The sequence below is a fragment of the Bartonella vinsonii subsp. berkhoffii ATCC 51672 genome, from assembly GCF_902825225.1.
GTDB lineage: Bacteria > Pseudomonadota > Alphaproteobacteria > Rhizobiales > Rhizobiaceae > Bartonella > Bartonella berkhoffii.
The window spans coordinates 1-1499 of sequence record NZ_CADEAK010000052.1; the positions used below are offsets into that span (position 1 = coordinate 1).

Genomic DNA, 1499 nt, shown 5'->3' on the forward strand with positions numbered 1-1499 from the left:
CTCATTGCCGCTGTTGTGGCTGTCATCATCGCTGCTTGTTTTGCTTTGTGGAAATATTGGGATCGTTTCTCTTCTTTTATAAAAGGCTTTGCACGGGGGATAGCACGGGCTTTTGGTCGTGCCTTTGAAGCCGTCATGCACTTTTTTGGCGCCGATACCGCAACCATTACCAAGTGGAAAAACGCTATTGCTGCCGCCTTTGATTTCTCTCAAGCTTGGCAAAAGTTCAAACAGGGGCTTAAGTCTGTTGGCGGGTGGTTTGGCAATGTGTGGGATGGTTTTAAGCAAAGCATCGCCAATTTTTGGAATTGGTTGGGGAGCTTTTTTGCCCGCGAAAAGCTCTCTGATGATGCCAAAGCCGGTATGGAACAAGCAGGGGAGGATTTGGCGAATTGGATTGTCGATGGTTTTATGGCACCCATTACAAAATTGAAGGACTTTTTTCAATCCTTACCAAGCCGTATCAAAGGATGGATTGGCAATGTTGATTTATCCGGCCTGTTTCATTTGCCCAGTTGGCTTGGGGGCAAAACACCCATTCAACCGATTATGCAATATGCGGGTGCTGGTCATGCCAATCACTCTGGTCGTGAGCAAAGAGAGAAAGACCGCCCCACCACCACGCACAATCAAAATATCACGGTGCATGTCAATGGCGCGCGTGATCCCGTTGCCACGGGGCGTACAGTAAGTCATGCCATTCAACGCGCACGCGCCAATGCTCTGCATGGGGGAACAGAATAAGGGAAAGAACAAAAGGAGGGGAGGGAGGCAATGAGAGATCCTTTGATGATGTTAGGACCACATCAATTTTATGTAGACTGGCTAAATTTCCAATCCTTCGAGGAAGAGTTTTCTGCCTCATGGGTCTCTATGGAGCGTTTTGGTAGATCCCCCAGTTTGCAATTTACCGGCTATGGCAATGATGTAAAGACCATTCATGGGGTTTGGTTTCCAGAAGAATTTGGTGACCGTGCAGCCATTGATGCCATCACCACAACTATTCGAAGAGCCAAACCCGTGCAGATGCTTCGTTGGATGAATGATAGGAGCTATAGTGCCCTTCTCCATGGTCCTGTGGTGATCACCACTCTCACGAAAGACCACGACACTATTAGCCGCTCTGGTCAATCGCAGCGCATTCGTTATTCCATCAGTTTGTTGCCGTTTTTTGATGGGGGAAAACCCCAAGGTCAATATCAGTAAGGTCGATATCAAGAGGAACAATTCCCATGAAGATACCAGAAAAGCATGTTGTTGTAGAGCTAGAGGATATGAGTCTCGATCTCATCTGCTTTCAACATGCCATGGCTGTATTAGGGGACCGTGCCCAAGTTGGAGCATTAAAAGGCTATCTTGAAGCCACACTGGAAGCCAATCCAGAGATTGCCCAATATGGTGTGCTTTTACCACGCGGTTTAAAGGTTATTTTGCCTGAATTCGCACTTCACAATCTCCAAAGCATGGTGAAGCGGTTATGGGATTAATGCGCACATATC

At 47.3% G+C, this 1499-nt stretch carries 2 protein-coding genes and 1 pseudogene; all 3 read left to right on the plus strand.

Annotated features, from left to right (window positions below; genetic code table 11):
* A pseudogene (locus J7R10_RS10045) lies at positions 1 to 744 on the plus strand (phage tail tape measure protein); the annotation flags it as partial.
* A 30-nt stretch (positions 745 to 774) separates the two neighbouring features.
* A complete protein-coding gene (locus tag J7R10_RS08070) occupies positions 775 to 1206 on the plus strand; it encodes a phage tail protein (protein WP_010705199.1) in 432 nt (143 codons plus the stop codon).
* Between the two features lie 26 nt (positions 1207 to 1232).
* The gene (locus tag J7R10_RS08075; RefSeq protein ID WP_010705200.1) at positions 1233 to 1487 is read left to right on the plus strand and encodes a tail protein X; all 255 of its coding nucleotides are present in this window, start codon (positions 1233 to 1235) and stop codon (positions 1485 to 1487) included.
* The last annotated feature ends 12 nt before the right edge of the window (positions 1488 to 1499 follow it).